We start from the raw sequence: 17327 nt of genomic DNA, 5'->3' as shown, positions 1-17327 counted from the left end.
GCCTACAATTCTCCAATGGATATCAGCTCGATCGAGTTTCGCGGCCAGCCCGCGCTTCGTGCCGCCGGCGCCGATGGCAGCACCTTCACCGTGTCTGTGCACGGGGCGCAGCTGCTTTCCTGGACCACGGCCAATGGGACGGAAAGGCTCTACCTGAGCCCCTCTGCGGTGTTCGACGGGCAGGCGGCGATCCGCGGCGGCGTGCCCATCTGCTGCCCTCAATTCAACCAGCGCGGCATGTTGCCCAAGCATGGATTCATGCGCAATCTGCCTTGGGAAAACAGAGGTATCGACGCCACATCGGGCGAACTGACGCTGCGGTTGCGCGACAGCGAGGCCACGCGCAAGCTCTGGCCGCACGCTTTCGAGGCGCGCCTGCAGATCGGCATGGCTGCGGGCCGGCTGCGCACCACGCTGACACTGCTCAACGTCGGCCATGGCCCGTTCAGCTTTGCAGCGGCCCTGCACACCTACTTGCGCGTCGACGATATCGCGCAGGTGCGCCTCGAAGGCCTGCAGGGTGCCAACCGCTGGGATTCGCTGCGCGACGACCGCCATGTGGAAACGGCCCCGGCGCTGCATTTCGATGCCGAATTCGACAGCGTCTACGCCGCTCCCGCGAAGCCGCTGCACCTGGTGCAGCCCAGCGGCACGCTCGAAATTGCGCAAAGCGCCAGCTGCAGCGAAACCGTGGTCTGGAACCCCGGTGCCGTCCTTGGTGCGAAACTCGCCGACATGCCCGAAGATGGCTACAGGCACATGCTCTGCGTGGAGGCCGCGCGCATCGACGAGCAGGTGTTGCTCGCGTCCGGCGCCCAATGGCAGGGCTGGCAGCAGCTTCGCGTTCTCTGATTTTTCCCTTACGACCGACCATGCTCGCAAAACGCATCATTCCCTGTCTCGACGTCACCGGCGGCCGCGTGGTCAAGGGCGTCAACTTTCTCGAGCTGCGCGATGCCGGCGACCCGGTCGAGATTGCGGCGCGCTACAACGCGCAGGGCGCCGACGAGCTCACTTTTCTCGACATCACGGCCACCAGCGACGGGCGCGACCTGATCCTGCCGATCATCGAGGCGGTGGCCTCGCAGGTCTTCATTCCATTGACGGTGGGGGGCGGCGTGCGCACCGTGGCCGACGTGCGCCGGCTGCTCAATGCGGGGGCCGACAAGACCAGCTTCAATTCGGCGGCCATTGCCGATCCGCAGGTGATCAACGACGCCTCGCAGAAGTACGGCTCGCAATGCATCGTCGTGGCCATCGACGCCAAGCGCCGCAGCCCCGAAGAAGCCGCCACGCGCGGCGCGGGCTGGGACGTGTACAGCCACGGCGGCCGCAAGAATACCGGCCTGGATGCCGTCGAATGGGCGACCGAGATGGTGCGCCGCGGTGCCGGCGAAATCCTGCTCACGAGCATGGACCGCGACGGCACCAAGAGCGGCTTCGACCTCGAACTCACCCGCGCGGTCAGCGATGCCGTCAACGTGCCGGTGATCGCCTCGGGCGGCGTGGGCAGCCTCGACGACCTGGCCGACGGCATCCAGACCGGCGGCGCCGACGCGGTGCTCGCCGCCAGCATCTTCCACTACGGCGAGCACACGGTCGGCGAGGCGAAAGCCCGCATGGCCGCGCGGGGCATTCCCGTTCGGACCTGATCCGCTTCAGGGCCGCTCCGGGGTGGGACAATACCTGCCATGAATTGGCTTGACGAAGTGAAATGGGACGCGAACGGGCTGGTGCCCGTGATCGCGCAGGAACAGGGCAGCAACGACGTGCTGATGTTCGCCTGGATGAACCGCGAGGCGCTCCAAAAGACCGCCGAGCTCGGCCGAGCGGTGTATTTCAGCCGCTCGCGCAGCAAGCTCTGGTTCAAGGGCGAGGAATCGGGCCACGTGCAGACCGTGCACGAGATCCGCCTGGACTGCGACAACGACGTCGTGCTGCTCAAGGTCACCCAGCTCGGCCACGAGCCTGGCATTGCCTGCCACACCGGCCGCCACAGCTGCTTCTTCAGCAAATACGAGAACGGCCAATGGACCGTGGTCGAGCCGGTCTTGAAAGACCCGGAGTCGATCTACAAATGACGGCCACAGTGAACACCTCGGACGCCCTCGCACGCCTTGCCGCGGTCATCGAAAGCCGCCTGCCCGCGCGCGGCGGCGACCCCGACAAGAGCTACGTGGCGCGCCTGCTGCACAAGGGCCCCGACGCCTTCCTCAAGAAGATCGGCGAGGAAGCCACCGAGGTGGTCATGGCCGCCAAGGATGCCGACCATGGCGGCGACCGCACAAAAATAGTGAACGAAGTGGCCGACCTGTGGTTCCACACCATGGTGGCGCTGGCGCACTACGGTTTCTCGCCCGGCGAGGTGATTGCGGAGCTCGAGCGCCGCGAGGGCACCAGCGGCATCGAGGAAAAAGCCTTGCGCAAGGCGCAGGCCCGCGAGGCATCCAACGACTGAAAGGACGTCCCAATGGCCAACGACATCGTGAATGTGGAACCCGACGACTCGCTCAAGACCTGGGGCTGGATCAGCTATATCCTGCACCTGATCGTGGCCATTGGCGCCGTCCTGCCGGGGGCGCAGGCCTCGGTGGCGCTGCTGCTGCTGGCGCTGCTGATCGATTTCATCAAGCGCGACAACGCGGCCGGCACCTGGCAGGCCACGCATTTCAGCTGGCGCATCCGCTCGGTGCTGTGGGCGGGCCTTCTGTACATCCTGACCTCGTGGCTCTGGCTGCTCTTTCTCGTGCCGGGCTGGATCGCCTGGAGCCTCATTTCGCTGTGGTTTCTCTACCGGATCGTGAAGGGCATGATCCGCATGAACGGCAACCGTCCCATGGAACCCCAAGATGTCATCTGATCCGAACTGCGTCTTCTGCAAAATCATCGAAGGCAAGATCCCTTCGCGCAAGGTCTACGAGGACGACGAACTGTTCGGCTTTCACGACATCGCGCCCTGGGCGCCGGTGCATTTCATGCTGGTGCCCAAGCGGCACATCGCCTCGATGGCGCAACTCACCCCCGACGACGCCGCGCTGATGGGCCGGATCATGACGCTGGCCCCCAGGCTCGCGCTGGAGCAGGGCTGCAGGCCCTATCCGGAGGGCGGCTACCGGGTCGTCGTCAACACCGGCGCCGAGGGCGGGCAGGAGGTTCACCATCTCCATGTGCACGTCATGGGCGGCCCCCGCCCGTGGCTGCGCGGCTGAATCCCATTAATCCGAACTGTCACATTCAGCCCGACTAAAATCGGACACATTCTTAGGAGTCTTCCATGGGTTCTTTTTCTATCTGGCACTGGCTGATCGTGCTGCTCGTCGTGGTCATGATCTTCGGCACCAAGAAGCTGCGGAACATGGGTTCCGACCTTGGTGGCGCCGTCAAGGGCTTCAAGGACGGCATGAAGGACGGCACCACCACCGCCGATGCACCTGCCGCTTCGTCGGCCCCTGCAGCGCAGGTGACCGGCCAGCCGGCCAACAGCGACAAGTCCACGATCGACGTCGAAGCGCGTCAGAAGTCCTGAGCGCGGGTCATAAGTGCTCGACCTCGGCATTGAGAAGCTGGCGCTCATCGGCGTCGTGGCTCTGATCGTCATCGGGCCGGAAAAGCTGCCCCGGGTGGCCCGCACCGTCGGCACCCTGCTGGGCAAGGCGCAGCGCTACGTGAACGACGTCAAGGCTGAAGTCAACCGCTCGATGGAGCTGGACGAACTGCGCAAGATGAAGGGCACGGTGGAAGATGCCGCGCGGGACGTCGAGCAGAGCATCCACAGCGGCGCAAGCGAACTCGAGAAGCAGTTCTCCGGCTCGGGCGAGACGCTTTCGGCCTTGGCCGAACCCGAGCCCGCGGTGCCGGAATACAGGCACCCCCGCAAGAACTGGCGCCTGAAGCAGGGCGCCACGCCGCAGTGGTACAAGGCGCGCAACGGCGTGCGCACCAAGGCGCTTTCGGGTGCCGCGCGCGTCGCCCGCTTCCGTCCCCACAAGATCAACTAGCGGCTTTCCCACCAGCGCGTTCCTCGTGCGCCGCACGCCGGCCGAAGCCACGCTTTTCTCCTGCTTTTTCTCCTTCCAATGGCCGATTCCGACAACAAGAACAAAGACGCAGAAGACGAGCTGGCGGGCACCGAACAACCGTTCGTGCAACATCTGGTCGAGCTGCGCGACCGGCTGCTCTATTGCGTCTACGGCCTGGCGGTCGCGGGCATCCTGCTGGCCATCTGGCCCGGCCCGGGCGGGCTGATCGACCTGATCGCGATGCCGATCCGCGCGCACATGCCGCCTGACGCCAAGCTCATCGCCATTGGCGTGTTCTCGCCGTTCTTCGTGCCGCTCAAGGTGCTCATGATGACGGCGGTGCTGCTGGCGCTGCCCTGGCTCATGTACCAGGCCTGGATGTTCATTGCGCCGGGGCTCTACAGCCATGAAAAGCGTTTTGCGCTGCCACTGATCTTCTTCGGCAGCCTGCTGGCCTACGGCGGCATCGCCTTCGTGCAGTTCTTCGTGCTGGACAAGATGTTCAGCTTCATCCAGAAGTTCACGCCGGCCGCGGTGGCGGCCACGCCCGACATCTCCTCGTATGTCGAGGCCATTCTCTCGCTCTACATCGCGTTCGGCGTCGCCTTCCAGGTGCCCATCGTCGTGATGCTGCTGGTGCGCTTCGAGATGGTCACCATCGAAAAGCTGCGCTCGTTCCGCGGCTACTTCATCGTGGTGGCCTTCGTGATTGCCGCGGTGCTCACGCCGCCGGATGTGGTGTCGCAGCTCGCGCTGGCGGTGCCGATGTGCCTGCTCTACGAGGTGGGCATCATCGGCGCCCGCTATTTCGCCGGGGGCAAGAAGTCATCCGAAGAGAAGGAAGAAAGCGCGGATTCCTCCGCCTCTTCCTGACCGGTCATTCGGGCTGGTTCGGCACCTGCCGCATCGGGCTCTTGGGCCGCAGGCCCGGCGTCACGTCCAGTTCCATCTTGTCGGTGCCGCGCTGCAGCGCGAAGCGCGCGGTGCTGCCGGGCTTGAGGCCGGCCACGGCGGTCAGCAGGGCCTGCACGTTGTCGGTCTTCTTTTCGCCGACCGAGGTGATCACGTCGCCCGGACGAATGCCGGCCTTGGCTGCGGGGCCGTTCTGCAGCACGCCGGTGATGATGACGCCGGCATCGGCCTTCACGCCGAAGGTTTCAGCCAGTTCGGGCGAGAGTTCGTTCGGCTCGACGCCGATCCATCCGCGGCGCACCTGGCCGTCCTTCACGATGCCTTCGAGCACGATCTTCGCCATGGAAACCGGAATCGCGAAGCCGATGCCCATGCTGCCGCCCGAGCGCGAATAGATGGCGGTGTTGACGCCCAGGAGGTTGCCGCTGACGTCGATCAGCGCGCCGCCCGAATTGCCGGGGTTGATGGCCGCGTCGGTCTGGATGAAGTTCTCGAAGTTGTTGATGCCGAGCTGGTTGCGCCCGAGCGCCGAGACGATGCCGCTGGTGACCGTCTGGCCCACGCCGAAGGGGTTTCCGATGGCCAGCACCTGGTCGCCCACCTGGAGCTCGTCGGAATTGCCCAGCACGATCGCGGGCAGCTTGTCCATTTCGATCTTGAGCACGGCAAGGTCGGTGTCCGGGTCGGTGCCGATCACCTTGGCGCGCGTGTGGCGGCTGTCGTTGAGCGTGACCTCGATTTCGTCCGCGCCTTCGACCACGTGGTTGTTGGTGAGGATGTAGCCCTCGGCACTCACGATCACGCCGCTGCCCAGGCCGACCTGGGGCTGGTCGCCCTGGTCGCCGAAGAAAAAGCGGAACCACGGATCGTTGCTGCGGGGATGGCGCTGCGCGGCCTTGCTGGTGTTGATGCTCACGACGGCCGGCGAGGCTTTCCTGGCCGCCGCGCTCAGGCTGCCGGCGACCGGCACGGACGGGGCGCCCGCCGGCGCCTCGACGATCGACACCACGCCACCCAGGGAGGTGGCGCGGCGATTGATCCACTCGGGCTTGAGCGTGGCAACAACGAAGTAGGCCGCCAGGAGGACGGTCACGGCTTGGGCAAAGAGCAGCCAGGTGCGTTTCATGAAACTTTGGATAAAACGGGGGGAATACGCCGTCCACGCGGCGCCAACGGGTCCATTGTCCCTCAACCCCCATCCGCCAGAAACCGCGCGGTGCGGTCGAGAATGACAAGGTCTCGTGCGCCAATAAGGGATAACCCTTAGTATCGCGCAGCGAGCCCACACGGCTCCGAGCTCCGGCCTTCCGCGCCGCCCATCCGGTGGACGCGGCCAGGCGTTTCGCCGGCGCGCCGACTCTCCGCTCCCCATCCCTCGGCGGCCCGGCGCGCGGCAACGACCTTCCTGCCCGCCATGACTTCTCACGCAATTTCCCCGGACGGCACGCAGCCGGCGCCGGCGCGCTCGCTCGGCGCGCGCGACTACAAGACCTTGGCCCTGTCCGCGCTCGGCGGAACGCTGGAGTTCTACGACTTCGTCATCTACGTGTTCTTCGCCACCGTGCTGGGCGCGCTTTTCTTTCCCGCCGACATGCCCGACTGGCTGCGGCAGCTCCAGACTTTCGGCATCTTCGCCGCCGGCTACCTGGCCCGCCCGGTGGGCGGCATCGTCATTGCGCATTTCGGCGACCTGCTCGGCCGCAAGCGCATGTTCACGCTGTCGATCTTCCTGATGGCGGCGCCCACGCTGGTCATCGGCCTCCTGCCCACCTACGCGAGCATCGGAATCGCCGCACCCTTGCTGCTGCTCGCGATGCGCGTGCTGCAGGGCGCGGCCATCGGCGGCGAGATGCCCGGCGCCTGGGTGTTCATCGGCGAGCACGTGCCGGCGCAGCGCTACGGGTTCGGCATCGGCGCGCTGACTTCGGGCATCACCGGCGGCATCCTGCTGGGCTCGCTGGTGGCCGTGGCCATCAACCGCCACTATTCGCCGGCGGAGGTGAGCGGCTTTGCCTGGCGCATTCCCTTCGTGCTGGGCGGGGTGTTCGGCCTCGTCTCGGTGTACCTGCGCCGCTTCCTGCACGAGACGCCGGTCTTCAAGGAACTGGCAGACCGCAAGACGGTGGCGCGCGAGCTGCCGCTGCGCACCGTGCTGCGCGAGCACCGCGCGGCCAGCGTCTACGTGGCGCTGCTGACCTGGGTGCTGTCGGCCGCTATCGTGGTGGTGGTGCTGTACACGCCCACTTACCTGCAGAAGGTGCACCACATTCCGGCCGCGCTGGCGCTGGAAGCCAACGCCCTTGCCACGCTGACCCTGACCATCGGCTGCGTGCTGGCCGGCTGGGCCAGCGACCGCATCGGCACGCGCGCCGTGATGCTCATCGGATGGGGCGGATTGTTCGCGACGGCCTATCTTTTCTACACGGGACTGCCCGGCACGCCGGCCACGCTGTTCTGGCACTACGGCCTGGTGGGATTGTTCGTTGGCACCATCGCCACGGTACCGATTGCCGGCGTGCGCGCCTTTCCGGCGCCGGTGCGCTTCACGGGGCTTTCGTTCGCCTACAACATGTCGTATGCCGTGTTCGGCGGCCTCACGCCGGTGATCCTCACGCTCTGGCTGCAGCACGACACCATGGCGCCGGCGCATTACGTCGCCGTGCTGGCCGCGCTGGGCTTCGTGCTGGCCCTGTGGCCACTGGCGGCGCGCGGCCATGCGATGCGCGACGGCATCGGGAGCGCGACAATGGCGCGATGAGCACCACTCGCCATGAATTGCTGCATGCCTTCGACCTGCTCCTTGCGCCGTCGCGCTTCAAGGACTACGGACCCAATGGCCTGCAGGTCGAGGGCCGCACCGTGGTGCGGAAGATCGTCTCCGGCGTCACGGCGAGCCGCGCGCTCATCGAGGCCGCAATCCATGCCGAGGCCGACGCCATCTTTGTGCACCACGGCCTGTTCTGGCGCGGCCAGGACGGCTGCGTTACCGGCTGGATGAAGCAGCGCCTGGGGCTGCTGCTGGGCGATGACGTCAACCTCTTCGCCTATCACCTGCCGCTCGATGCGCATCCGGAGCTTGGCAACAACGCGCAGCTCGGCCTGCAGCTCGGCTTGCTCGCCCATGCCGGATCGGCCGGGCGCTTCGGCGACCAGGAGCTCGGCTTCCTGGGCGCACTCGAAAACGCAGAGACCTTTCCCAATGCCAAGGCGCTGGCCGCCCATGCGGAAAAGGTGCTGAAGCGGCCCGTCACCCTGGTGGATACGGCGCACCGCCCCATCAGGAACATCGCGTGGTGCACGGGTGGCGCCCAGGGTTACTTCGAGGCCGCGATCGCTGCCGGCGCTGACGCCTTCATCACCGGGGAGATCTCCGAACCGCAGGCCCACTACGCCCGCGAGATGGGCGTCGCCTTCCTGGCCTGCGGCCACCATGCCACCGAGCGCTACGGCGCCCAGGCGGTGGCCGGGCACGTGGCGGCCCAGCTCGGGCTGAAGCACGAGTTCATCGACATCGACAATCCGGCATGAGCGTAGCGCCGGGCCGCCCCAAGCAAGCTCGCACCGCAGCCCGTCAGGGCGAAGGTATTCCAATGAGCGGTCCAGCGGCTGCCATCGCCATCACGCTGGGCGATCCCGCGGGCATCGGCCCGGAAATCATCGCCAAGGCCTTCCACCAGGCGCCCGACGCCACGCGCGGCGCTTTTGTGGCCGGCGACGTGGCCACGATGCGCCGGGCATCGCAGGCGCTGGCGCTGCCCGGGCAACCCGCCTGGCCGGTGGCGCAGATCGAGCGCATTGCCGAAGCGGCCGCGGTGCCGCCGGGCTGCATCCCGGTGCTGCAGGTGGTGGCCGCGCCGGCGGAAGACATCATGCCGGGCCGGATCGGCGCCGAAGCCGGCCGCGTGGCCGGCGACTGCGTGGTCTGGGCTGCACGCGCCGCATTGCGGGGCGAGATCGCCGCCATCGTCACGGCGCCGCTGCACAAGGAAGCACTGGCCGCGGCCGGGTTTCCCTATCCCGGCCATACCGAGCTGTTGCAGGCCGAGGCCGCCGCGCATTCGGGCGTCGCGGTGGACGGCATGCCGGTGCGCATGATGCTGGCCAACGACGAGCTGCGCACCGTGCTGGTGAGCATTCACATGTCCTTGCGCGATGCCATTACGGCCGTGAGTTTCGGCAGCGTGCTGGAGACGCTGCGCATCACCCACCGGGCCTTGCAGCGCATGCTCGGGCGGGCGCCGCGCATCGGCGTTGCGGGCCTCAACCCGCATGCGGGCGAGGGCGGGCTGTTCGGCTCCGAAGAGCGCGACATCATTGCACCGGCCATTGCGGCCGCCCATGCCGAGGGCATCGACGCCCACGGGCCTTACGCGCCCGACACCGTCTTCATGCGTGCGCGTGCCAGGCCCGGGGTGCCGGGAAGCGGCGAGTTCGATGTGGTGATTGCGATGTACCACGACCAGGGCCTGATCCCGGTCAAGTACCTTGGCGTGGAGAAGGGCGTGAACGTGACGCTGGGCCTGCCGCTGGTGCGCACCAGCCCCGACCACGGCACCGCATTCGATATTGCGGGCACCGGCCGGGCCGATGCGTCGAGCCTCATCGAGGCGCTGCGCATGGCCAAAACGCTGGCGGGCGCCTGATCAGAAGGGCGCGCGAGGGCGGCTCAGGGGCCTCAGGGGCGCTTCAGGCTGTCGCGGATTTCGCGAAGGAGGGCGATGTCTTCCGGCGGTGCCACCGGTGCCGCGGGCGCCTCCGCCTGCGTCTTGCGCAGCTTGTTGATCTGCTTGACCATCATGAAGATGATGAAGGCAAGGATCACGAAGTTGACCGCGATGGTGATGAAGTTGCCATAGGCCAGCACCGGCACGCCGGCCTTCTTGAGGTCGGCCAGGTTGTTGGCGACACCCGCCGGCGCCGTGCCCAGCACCACGTACAGGTTCGAGAAATCCAGCTTTCCGAAGACCAGCCCGACGATCGGCATGATGATGTCGGCAACGATCGAATCGACGATCTTCCCGAATGCCGCGCCAATGATCACGCCGACCGCGAGATCGATCACGTTGCCCTTGACGGCAAATTCCTTGAACTCACTGAGGATGCTCATGATTTCAATATGCTCCAGGAGCGCTGGTGTTGAAGGTGCCGCAAGTATGCCTTCGGAACGGCTCCGACCGGCGCTGGCGCACCAATAGAAAAGCGCACTTATTTCACGTTAATGAATAATTTCTGGTTAATTGCCACCGGCTTCGGTGACAGTGGCTTCCTGTTGCCTACCGCATTGGGAATTGCAATTTGGCTTGCCATCGATCGCAGCACGCGCCCGGCAGCGGTGCGGTGGACGCTGCTATTCGGCGGTTGCGGCTTCATCGTGATGCTGTCCAAGCTTCTCTTCATGGGCTGGGGCATTGGCAGCGCCGATTTCGATTTCATCGGCTTCAGTGGGCATACCGCGCTGGCAACCAGCGTCTGGCCGGTCGTTTTCTGGCTGGCGGCACGGCGCCGCGCACCAAACGTGCGCATGGCGGCCGCGGTAGGGGGATGGGTATGGGGCGTCTTCATCGGTGTGTCGCGCCTGGCCCTCGAAGTTCACTCCACCGCGGAGGTCGTCACGGGGGCCATGCTTGGAACAGTTGTAAGCGCAAGCTTTTTGCTGTTGCATTGGCACCAGTCCATGCAGGTCAAGACACCGCGCTGGCTCGCCTTGGCGATGGCGCTGCCGCTCCTCTTTTTCATAGTGGGGCGGCCTGCATCCACACAGGACGCGCTGGAGGCCCTCGCAGCGTGGATGGCGGGCATCGAGCGTCCCTTCACCCGCGCCGATCTCCTGCAGAACCGAAGGGCCGTGCGTCAGCCTGCCAACAGCACACAGTTCCTTACAAAAGAGCAAAGCTTTCCAACCGGCGATTGACGCCGAAGATTTGTGGTCGGAGCGCCACAATTGCTCCGCGCAGCCGGTTAATTGATAGTTCACATTTGCAAACTGCAGGACACAGTTGCAAGCGTGCCATTGAAGCCCTTTTCTCCAATGAAAGAGGGACTTCAGGCATTGATCCCCGAGATAACCCCACCGAGCCTTGGGTTAATCCGCATATAGACACATTTTTTGCATCTATTGAACGGAAAAGGGTCAATGTGCGGGCAGCGACAATTCGCTCCAGCCCGCCTGTCGACGATGCGCGGGCTTTGCTTTGACAAACCGCGGCAAAAAAAGTCCTGCCCAATATCAACTGGGCTCGGGCCTTGCATATGAATCGCGGCTGCTGAAAACCAATTTGTGCAATGGGGATCAATTTGACACGCTTCGTGAACCCGATGGGGTGGGGTTTTGCCCTAATGGGCGCGTTATTGCTGCAGGGCTGCGCACCGGGCTTCAATTCCGTGGGCGCCTACGAGGCGGACCAGAGCCTGCCGCCGGAGTTCCAGTACCTGCCGGCCGATGGCGCGCCAGATGGCGTCATCACGTCCATTTCGCCGGCTTTGATCCGCACGATGGCCGAGTCCCAGCCGACCGCCGTTGCGCCGGAGGTGAAGGCGCTATTTGGCGAATCGCCGGTCTACACCATCGGCCCGGGCGACGTCGTGGGCGTGATCGTCTATGACCATCCGGAACTGCTGCCGAATGCCGGCGCGGTGATCACGCAGCAGGCAGACCCCACGGGCATCAGCGTGGCGCCCGGCTTCATCGTCGGCGCGGACGGGCAGATCACATTCCCCTACATCGGCCGCGTCAAGCTCCAGGGGCTGACCGAAATCGAGGCTTCCGACCTCATCGCGAACCGCATCGCCACCTACATCAAGGCTCCGCAGGTGACGGTGCGCATCCAGTCCTTCCGAAGCCGCCGCGCCTTCGTCGAGGGTGAAGTGCGGAACCCGGGGCTGCAGATCTTCACCGACGTACCGATGACGCTGGCCGAAGCCATCAGCCGGGCCGGCGGCATCACCGCCAACGGCGACCGCTCGTTCGTGACGCTCACGCGCGGCGACAAGACCACGCTCATCAACCTGCCCAACCTGCAGGACCTGGGCGCCGATGCCAGCAGGATTCCGCTGCGCAACGGCGACGTGGTCCAGGTGCGGCACCGCGACGAGAGCAAGGTGTTCGTGATGGGCGAAATTGCCCGTCCGTCGGCGCTGCTCATGCACAACGGGCGGCTCAGCCTCAACGAGGCGCTGGGCGAGGCCGGCGGCCCCAACCTGACTTCGGCCAACACGGGCCAGATCTACGTCATCCGCAACAACGCGCGGGGCTTGCCGGCCATCTTCCACCTGAACGCCAAGAACCCCGCGGCACTGGGCCTGGCCGAGCGCTTCCCGCTGCAGCCGCGCGACGTCGTCTACATCGATTCGGTGCCGCTGGTCACCTGGAACCGCCTGGCCAGCCTGATCCTGCCGGCCGCGCAGGTGATCAACGCCGGCGACGAAGTCTGGAGCCGCCACAGATGAAATCCGTCCTGACAGTCTGCATCGGCAACATCTGCCGCAGCCCGATGGCCGAAGGCATCCTGGCCGCGGGCCTGCCGCATCTTCGCGTGGTGTCGGCCGGCACCGGCGCTCTCGTGGGCAAGCCGGCCGATGCGATGGCGCAGAAGCTCATGCAGGAGCGCGGCATCGACATTTCCGGCCACCTGGCGCAGCAGGTGAACCAGCTGCTGTGCCGGCAGGCGGACCTGATCCTGGTCATGGACATGGCGCAGCGCCGCCACCTCGAGTCGGCCTACCCCTTCGTGCGCGGCAAGGTCTTTCGCATTGCCGAGGCCGCCAAGCAGGACGTGCCCGATCCCTACAAACAGGACGAGGCGGCCTTCGAGCATGCCCTGGCGCTCATCGACGTGGGAGCCAGGACATGGATCGACCGCATTTTGAAAATTACAAAACCTGAGCAGCAACCGACATGAACGCACCCCAGCAAGCCGCCCTGCCGATGCCCGCGCTGGAAGAGGAGAACGACGGGTTCAAACTCGTCGAGTACCTGGACATCCTGATCGACCACCGGTGGTTCATTGCCATCGTGGTTGCCATGGCCTTGCTGCTTGGCATGGCCTATGCCCTTTTCGGGCAGCCGATGTACGAAGCCAACGTGGCCGTGCAGGTCGAGGACTCCGGCAATTCGGCGGGCAGCTTCCTGGGCGATGCAGCGTCGTCGCTGCTGAGCGTGAAGACGCCGGCCGCGGGCGAGATCGAAATCATCAAGTCGCGCGCCATCCTCGGCCAGGCGGTGGAGAACACCAAGCTGTACATCAGCGCGCAGCCGCGCTATGCACCCATCGTGGGCAGCTGGCTCGCGCGGCGCGCCACCGAGCTGTCGGACCCGGGCTTCATGGGGCTTTCCGGCTACGTGACCGGGGCCGAGACGATCATGGTTCCGCAGTTCGACGTGCCCGCGGATCTCGAAGCGAAACAATTCAGGCTGACTCTCGGCGCGGACAACCGCTACGAATTGCTCGTTCCCAATGTCGAAGCCCCGCTCAAGGGCACCGTCGGAACCCCGCTCGTGGCCAACGTCCCGGGCGGCAGCCTCCGGCTGCTGGTCAGTTCCATCAGCGCCAAGCCCGGCGCGCAGTTCCAGCTGGTCCGCAGTTCCAGGCAATTGGCGCTGCTGTCGCTGCAGGACAACCTCAAGGTCGTCGAAAAAGGCAAGCAGTCCGGCGTCCTCGATGTCAGCCTGAAAAGCCCGAATCCGGAAAAGTTGACGCAGCTGCTCAATGAAATCGGGCGGCTCTATGTGCGCCAGAACATCGAGCGCAAGGCTGCCGAGGCCGAGAAGACCCTGGGCTTCCTGGACACCGCGCTGCCGCAGTTCAAGAAGCAGCTCGAGCAGTCCGAAGACCTCTACAACCGCTATCGAAACGAGAACGGCACCGTCAGCCTCGACGACGAGGCCAAGAATGCGCTGGCCCAGACGGTCGACCTGCAATCCAAATTGCTCGAAGCCGAACAGAAGCGGCGAGAACTTTCGGCCCGCTTCACCGACAAGCACCCGAATCTCCAGACGCTGGACGCGCAGATTTCGGCATGGCGGGGCCAGATCTCGGCGGTCGATTCGCGCATCCGGAAGATGCCGCTGCTGCAGCAGAACACCGTGCAGATGCAGCGCGACATCAAGGTCAACACCGACCTCTACGTGTCGCTCCTGAACAGTTCGCTGCAGATGCGGCTGGCCAAGGAAGGCAAGGTCGGCAACGTGCGCCTGCTGGACGACGCCATCGTTCCCGAGGAGCCCGTCTGGCCCAAGCGGCCGCTGATCATCGCGCTGGCCCTGCTGCTGGGCCTGGCGGCCGGCGTCGTGCTCGCCATTGTCAAGAACTCGCTGTTCGGCGGCATCCGCAATCCGAGCGAGATCGAGATGCACACGGGCCTCAATGTGTACAGCAGCATCCCGTTGAGCCCCGCCCAGCGGATGATCGACAAGAACATCGAGAACAAGTCGCCCGGGATGCACGTTCTGGCCCTCCAGCAATCGGAGGATCCCGCGGTGGAAAGTCTGCGCAGCCTGCGGACCGCATTGCAGTTCGCCATGCTGGAAGCGCCCAACAACCGCTTGCTCATCTCCGGCGCGACGCCGGGAGTCGGAAAGACCTTTGTCTCGGTCAATTTCGCGGCCATCACCGCTGCCTCGGGAAAGAAGGTCCTGCTGATCGACGCCGACTTGCGCAAGGGCCGGGTCAATCAATTCTTCTCCCTTTCCCGCTCGTCCGGCCTTTCGGAATTGATTGCCGGAACGCTGGGCTACGAAAAAGCCATTCGCTCGTCGATCCTGCCGAACCTGGATGTCATGACGACGGGGATGCTGCCGCCCAATCCGGCGGAATTGCTCATGAGCGATTCTTTTTCCCAGATCCTGGAAAAACTCTCGCCCAATTACGACCTTGTGATTATCGATACGGCGCCAGTGCTGGTGGCAGCAGACACCGCGTCGGTGGCGCCGCTCGCGGGCTCTCTTCTCCTCGTGGCCCGGGCGGAAAAGACGCACCTTGGCGAATTGAACGAAAGCGTGAGAAGACTGGCACACGCAGGCTGCTCGGCCAATGGCGTAATTTTGAATGCTATGGACTTATCCCGGCGCCACGCAGGTAGCAGCAGCTACAAATACGGCGGTTACCGTTACACACACTATAAATACAAAAACAACAGGGATACCACCTAGTCTGATGGACAGTTTCTGAGAAAATTCAGCGAGATTGTGATAATTATCACATTACGCACTAAATCGGTGCCATCAATCAAACGCTAATAACAAAGGATTAGGGGCAACTGCGTCGCTCTTTTGTATTACGTATTTGGATCGCTCGACCTGCGCATTGATTTTTCTGCGCAGCAACCTTCACGGCTTCCGTGCAAGGCCCTATTGGCCTGAAAACCAAGCCGCCGCGTATCACTGAACCCGAAAGGGACAAGCTCCTGCTTGTAAGACGAAAGGTTCTCCTGCAATGAGAGTTCTCAAGCTGCAAATTTGCCTCCGCTTCGAATGTGAGAAGGGAGCATTCCTATGACGAATTTCCGCCACGAAGAGTCGATGGCAGCCGGAGGCGAGGAAGCAGTCGGCGTCATCGCGGACGACATGGCATGGGTCAGAGTCCACCATCCCGCCATGCTGCGGGCCGGAAAAAGAGCGGTGGACGTTGCCGCTGCGCTGTTCTTTTTCTGCGCCTTCGGCTGGCTTTACGTCCTGATCGCCCTTGGGGTGTTCATCACGTCCGGAGCGCCTGTCCTGTACTCCCAGCCGCGATTCGGGCGGGGAGGGCGTGTGTTCAAGTTCTACAAGTTCCGCTCGATGCTGCCGAACTCCGCCCAGATCCTCGAGGAGCACCTCAAGAACGATCCGGTCGCGCGCCAGCAGTGGGACGACTATCAAAAGCTCGAAAACGACCCGCGCATCACGCGCTTCGGCAAGTTCATCCGCAAGACCAGCCTGGACGAACTGCCGCAGTTCTGGAATGTGCTCGTGGGCGACATGAGCCTGGTCGGACCCCGGCCGTGCATGCTCGACCAGAAGATCCTGTACGGGGCGGACTGGTCGTTCTATTGCGCTGTGAGGCCCGGCATCACGGGCCTGTGGCAGGTCAGCGGGCGCAACCAGCTGAGCTACAAGAAACGCGTGGCGCTGGATGTCGCCTACGTCGAGACGCTCTCGGTGGGCCGGGACATCGGCATCTTCATCAGGACCATCTGGGTGGTCGCCGTGGGCCACGGTTCGCGATGAATGGCTGCCTTCGATCGCATCGATGCCTGATTCACAGATGAAAAAGATACTTATCTGCGCCGTGCCCTTCAGCGACAACCTGGGGGACGGGGTCATCGCGGCATCGCTGGCTCATATTGCCGGCCTGAAATATCCGCAGGCGAGGGTTGAATTCCTGGACATTGCCGGCCGGCTCGGCTTCGAGGAAGAAAACCTGCGTGGCGGCGGCGCATTCCGGCTCTTTGCGAAGCTGCCTTCGTTCATCAGGTCGGTGATCGTGTTCCTGTATTGCCTCAAAGGCTATTTTCTCGGCTGGCGGAAGAACTGGAAGGCCGCGGTCGACGACGCGGACCTGATCGTCATTGGCGGCGGCCAGCTGTTTTGCGATGTGGCGCTCAATTTTCCGGCGAAGCTGTTTCTCCTGAGCCGGCTGCTGCGTGGAAAGAAGGTGGTGATCCTGTCGGTTGGCGTGACGGCGAAATGGTCTTTTCTCGGGCGCTTTCTCGTCGGGCGATTCCTGAAAAATGCGAGGCCCACCTTCTACGCCACGCGCGACCAGGAATCGGCCAGCAATCTGCACAATTACTTCCGAATTCCTAGAAGCGACATACAGGTCGTGCCCGACCCGGCGCTCATTTGCGCCGACGCTTTCTCGGAAGAGCTTTCGCCGGAAAAGAATTGGGACATCGGAATTTGCGTCAGCAGCCTCGATGCGCTGGTCATGAATTCTGAATACGAAGGCTCCAATTCGACGCAGTCGGCCAAGTTTTTTGCCACTCTGGCCGAATCGCTGCGGGCCGAGGGAAAGCGGGTGCTCTATTTCACGAACGGCGCTTCTGAAGACAACAAGGTCCTGGAAGAAATTTCCTCGACCTCCGATGCGCCGAAGTCCATTTTTCTTGTTCCCCGGCACCCGGACGAACTCGTTGCCTTGATCAGCGCCTGCTCGTGCATCGTGGCGCACCGGCTGCACGCGAATATCGTGGCCTACGGTTTGAACATTCCGTCCATAGGAATGAATTGGGACAAGAAGGTTGAGTCGTTTTTCGAATTGACCGGCAGGAAGCGCTACCTCTTCGACTTGTCGCCCCGGGTCGAAAAGCTGGGCACCTCGGTGCTGGGCCTGCTCGACGACCGGCACCCGGACCGGAAAGCGCTCGACGCATTGAGAAGCCAGGTGGTGGCCGGTATCCATGCATTGATCTGATTGGCAC

20 protein-coding genes are annotated in these 17327 nt (G+C 64.2%); 18 read left to right on the top strand and 2 right to left on the bottom strand.

The window, feature by feature from the left end; translation table 11 throughout:
• The first annotated feature begins 15 nt into the window (after window positions 1–15).
• From L1081_RS14700 to tatC, 9 genes are all read left to right on the top strand, one after another.
• Window positions 16–852 (top strand): aldose epimerase family protein, encoded by an 837-nt coding sequence (locus tag L1081_RS14700; protein ID WP_489412852.1) that lies wholly within the window; start codon window positions 16–18, stop codon window positions 850–852.
• 20 nt (window positions 853–872) lie between these two features.
• Entirely contained in the window at window positions 873–1652 is a 780-nt protein-coding gene (hisF, locus tag L1081_RS14695; protein WP_489412851.1) for an imidazole glycerol phosphate synthase subunit HisF, read from the top strand.
• A 30-nt stretch (window positions 1653–1682) separates the two neighbouring features.
• Entirely contained in the window at window positions 1683–2081 is a 399-nt protein-coding gene (hisI, locus tag L1081_RS14690; RefSeq protein WP_489416785.1) for a phosphoribosyl-AMP cyclohydrolase, read from the top strand.
• Window positions 2078–2458 carry a phosphoribosyl-ATP diphosphatase gene (locus L1081_RS14685; RefSeq protein WP_012746326.1) on the top strand — a complete coding sequence of 127 codons (381 nt, stop codon included), beginning with the start codon at window positions 2078–2080 and terminating at the stop codon, window positions 2456–2458. Before hisI ends, L1081_RS14685 begins: the two co-directional genes overlap by 4 nt.
• A 12-nt stretch (window positions 2459–2470) precedes the next feature.
• On the top strand, window positions 2471–2860 hold the full coding sequence (locus L1081_RS14680) for a DUF4870 family protein (RefSeq protein WP_489412850.1): 390 nt from the start codon (window positions 2471–2473) through the stop codon (window positions 2858–2860).
• On the top strand, window positions 2850–3209 hold the full coding sequence (locus tag L1081_RS14675; protein ID WP_012746328.1) for a histidine triad nucleotide-binding protein: 360 nt from the start codon (window positions 2850–2852) through the stop codon (window positions 3207–3209). Before L1081_RS14680 ends, L1081_RS14675 begins: the two co-directional genes overlap by 11 nt.
• 65 nt (window positions 3210–3274) lie before the next feature.
• A complete protein-coding gene (gene tatA, locus L1081_RS14670; RefSeq protein WP_124957406.1) occupies window positions 3275–3526 on the top strand; it encodes a Sec-independent protein translocase subunit TatA in 252 nt (83 codons plus the stop codon).
• Window positions 3527–3539: 13 nt separating this feature from the next.
• Complete coding sequence (gene tatB, locus L1081_RS14665; RefSeq protein WP_124957405.1) at window positions 3540–3998, top strand: Sec-independent protein translocase protein TatB; 459 nt, start codon at window positions 3540–3542, stop codon at window positions 3996–3998.
• Between the two features lie 78 nt (window positions 3999–4076).
• A complete protein-coding gene (tatC, locus tag L1081_RS14660; RefSeq protein WP_124957404.1) occupies window positions 4077–4892 on the top strand; it encodes a twin-arginine translocase subunit TatC in 816 nt (271 codons plus the stop codon).
• Between the two features lie 4 nt (window positions 4893–4896).
• On the opposite strand, the gene L1081_RS14655 is transcribed toward tatC, so the two are convergent.
• The gene (locus L1081_RS14655) at window positions 4897–6057 is read right to left on the bottom strand and encodes a trypsin-like peptidase domain-containing protein (RefSeq protein ID WP_319430181.1); all 1161 of its coding nucleotides are present in this window, start codon (window positions 6055–6057) and stop codon (window positions 4897–4899) included.
• Window positions 6058–6345: 288 nt separating this feature from the next.
• On the opposite strand from L1081_RS14655, the gene L1081_RS14650 reads away from it, so the two are divergent.
• The 3 genes from L1081_RS14650 (at window position 6346) to pdxA (ending at window position 9574) form a co-directional block, all read left to right on the top strand.
• A complete protein-coding gene (locus tag L1081_RS14650) occupies window positions 6346–7689 on the top strand; it encodes an MFS transporter (protein WP_489412849.1) in 1344 nt (447 codons plus the stop codon).
• Window positions 7686–8459 carry a Nif3-like dinuclear metal center hexameric protein gene (locus tag L1081_RS14645; RefSeq protein ID WP_124957401.1) on the top strand — a complete coding sequence of 258 codons (774 nt, stop codon included), beginning with the start codon at window positions 7686–7688 and terminating at the stop codon, window positions 8457–8459. The genes L1081_RS14650 and L1081_RS14645 overlap by 4 nt, the downstream gene beginning before the upstream one ends.
• A 62-nt stretch (window positions 8460–8521) precedes the next feature.
• A complete protein-coding gene (gene pdxA / locus L1081_RS14640; protein ID WP_489412848.1) occupies window positions 8522–9574 on the top strand; it encodes a 4-hydroxythreonine-4-phosphate dehydrogenase PdxA in 1053 nt (350 codons plus the stop codon).
• A gap of 32 nt (window positions 9575–9606) precedes the next feature.
• Here pdxA and mscL read toward each other — a convergent pair whose 3' ends face one another.
• Entirely contained in the window at window positions 9607–10038 is a 432-nt protein-coding gene (gene mscL, locus L1081_RS14635) for a large conductance mechanosensitive channel protein MscL (RefSeq protein ID WP_489412847.1), read from the bottom strand.
• Window positions 10039–10149: 111 nt separating this feature from the next.
• Here mscL and L1081_RS14630 point away from each other — a divergent pair, with 111 nt between their 5' ends.
• From L1081_RS14630 to L1081_RS14605, 6 genes are all read left to right on the top strand, one after another.
• On the top strand, window positions 10150–10842 hold the full coding sequence (locus L1081_RS14630) for a phosphatase PAP2 family protein (protein ID WP_489412846.1): 693 nt from the start codon (window positions 10150–10152) through the stop codon (window positions 10840–10842).
• A 371-nt stretch (window positions 10843–11213) separates the two neighbouring features.
• Window positions 11214–12377, top strand: a complete 1164-nt coding sequence (locus L1081_RS14625) for a polysaccharide biosynthesis/export family protein (RefSeq protein ID WP_489412845.1) — start codon at window positions 11214–11216, stop codon at window positions 12375–12377.
• A complete protein-coding gene (locus L1081_RS14620) occupies window positions 12374–12829 on the top strand; it encodes a low molecular weight protein-tyrosine-phosphatase (RefSeq protein ID WP_124957396.1) in 456 nt (151 codons plus the stop codon). Before L1081_RS14625 ends, L1081_RS14620 begins: the two co-directional genes overlap by 4 nt.
• The gene (locus L1081_RS14615) at window positions 12826–15078 is read left to right on the top strand and encodes a succinoglycan biosynthesis protein ExoP (RefSeq protein ID WP_489412844.1); all 2253 of its coding nucleotides are present in this window, start codon (window positions 12826–12828) and stop codon (window positions 15076–15078) included. The genes L1081_RS14620 and L1081_RS14615 overlap by 4 nt, the downstream gene beginning before the upstream one ends.
• 342 nt (window positions 15079–15420) lie before the next feature.
• Window positions 15421–16134, top strand: coding sequence for a sugar transferase (locus tag L1081_RS14610; protein ID WP_489412843.1), 714 nt, complete (start codon window positions 15421–15423; stop codon window positions 16132–16134).
• Between the two features lie 22 nt (window positions 16135–16156).
• Window positions 16157–17320 carry a polysaccharide pyruvyl transferase family protein gene (locus L1081_RS14605; protein WP_489412842.1) on the top strand — a complete coding sequence of 388 codons (1164 nt, stop codon included), beginning with the start codon at window positions 16157–16159 and terminating at the stop codon, window positions 17318–17320.
• The last annotated feature ends 7 nt before the right edge of the window (window positions 17321–17327 follow it).

Origin of the sequence: Variovorax sp. MSC1_012 (assembly GCF_023667525.1) — a bacterium.
Taxonomy (GTDB): Bacteria; Pseudomonadota; Gammaproteobacteria; order Burkholderiales; family Burkholderiaceae_C; genus Variovorax; species Variovorax beijingensis_B.
The sequence above is the reverse complement of the archived record's forward strand: the minus strand, read 5'-3'. Positions and strand labels throughout refer to the sequence as shown.

Excerpts from the sequence above, each read along its gene's own strand:
- L1081_RS14700 (WP_489412852.1), top strand. The coding sequence starts at position 16 with ATGGATATCAGCTCGATCGAGTTTCGCGGCCAGCCCGCGCTTCGTGCC.
- hisF (WP_489412851.1), top strand. The coding sequence starts at position 873 with ATGCTCGCAAAACGCATCATTCCCTGTCTCGACGTCACCGGCGGCCGC.
- L1081_RS14685 (WP_012746326.1), top strand. The coding sequence starts at position 2,078 with ATGACGGCCACAGTGAACACCTCGGACGCCCTCGCACGCCTTGCCGCG.
- L1081_RS14680 (WP_489412850.1), top strand. The coding sequence starts at position 2,471 with ATGGCCAACGACATCGTGAATGTGGAACCCGACGACTCGCTCAAGACC.
- L1081_RS14675 (WP_012746328.1), top strand. The coding sequence starts at position 2,850 with ATGTCATCTGATCCGAACTGCGTCTTCTGCAAAATCATCGAAGGCAAG.
- tatA (WP_124957406.1), top strand. The coding sequence starts at position 3,275 with ATGGGTTCTTTTTCTATCTGGCACTGGCTGATCGTGCTGCTCGTCGTG.
- tatC (WP_124957404.1), top strand. The coding sequence starts at position 4,077 with ATGGCCGATTCCGACAACAAGAACAAAGACGCAGAAGACGAGCTGGCG.
- L1081_RS14655 (WP_319430181.1), bottom strand. The coding sequence starts at position 6,057 with ATGAAACGCACCTGGCTGCTCTTTGCCCAAGCCGTGACCGTCCTCCTG.
- L1081_RS14650 (WP_489412849.1), top strand. The coding sequence starts at position 6,346 with ATGACTTCTCACGCAATTTCCCCGGACGGCACGCAGCCGGCGCCGGCG.
- L1081_RS14645 (WP_124957401.1), top strand. The coding sequence starts at position 7,686 with ATGAGCACCACTCGCCATGAATTGCTGCATGCCTTCGACCTGCTCCTT.
- pdxA (WP_489412848.1), top strand. The coding sequence starts at position 8,522 with ATGAGCGGTCCAGCGGCTGCCATCGCCATCACGCTGGGCGATCCCGCG.
- mscL (WP_489412847.1), bottom strand. The coding sequence starts at position 10,038 with ATGAGCATCCTCAGTGAGTTCAAGGAATTTGCCGTCAAGGGCAACGTG.
- L1081_RS14630 (WP_489412846.1), top strand. The coding sequence starts at position 10,150 with ATGAATAATTTCTGGTTAATTGCCACCGGCTTCGGTGACAGTGGCTTC.
- L1081_RS14625 (WP_489412845.1), top strand. The coding sequence starts at position 11,214 with ATGGGGATCAATTTGACACGCTTCGTGAACCCGATGGGGTGGGGTTTT.
- L1081_RS14620 (WP_124957396.1), top strand. The coding sequence starts at position 12,374 with ATGAAATCCGTCCTGACAGTCTGCATCGGCAACATCTGCCGCAGCCCG.
- L1081_RS14615 (WP_489412844.1), top strand. The coding sequence starts at position 12,826 with ATGAACGCACCCCAGCAAGCCGCCCTGCCGATGCCCGCGCTGGAAGAG.
- L1081_RS14610 (WP_489412843.1), top strand. The coding sequence starts at position 15,421 with ATGACGAATTTCCGCCACGAAGAGTCGATGGCAGCCGGAGGCGAGGAA.
- L1081_RS14605 (WP_489412842.1), top strand. The coding sequence starts at position 16,157 with ATGCCTGATTCACAGATGAAAAAGATACTTATCTGCGCCGTGCCCTTC.